1 protein-coding gene is annotated in these 235 nt (G+C 66.4%); it reads right to left on the bottom strand.

The features are described from left to right. Window positions 1-235, bottom strand: a 235-nt coding sequence (locus SB822_RS61035) for a DUF2239 family protein (protein WP_410859646.1), incomplete at both ends; no start/stop codon positions are given.

The following is a 235-nucleotide window of genomic DNA, read 5'->3' on the forward strand; positions in this document are numbered from 1 at the left end:
TTCTCAGCGAGCCGCAGCGTGTACCTGCGGACATCCTCCGGCCATTGCGCGATTTTTTCTTCGAAGCGCGGCCGGTCGCCGGCATAGAGCGCACGAGTCGCATCTTCGTAATCCGGCAGGTTGCCCGCCAGCGCCGTCATGAAGCGATACACCGCCTCCTGTGCTGCGCGTCGACGGTCGCCATGCTCGCCGGTTGCGCGCGCCGTCTCGACCAGCTTTCGTAGCGCGACCGCCG

It is taken from the genome of Paraburkholderia sp. SIMBA_054 (assembly GCF_046534875.1).
In the GTDB taxonomy this organism is placed as follows: domain Bacteria; phylum Pseudomonadota; class Gammaproteobacteria; order Burkholderiales; family Burkholderiaceae; genus Paraburkholderia; species Paraburkholderia hospita.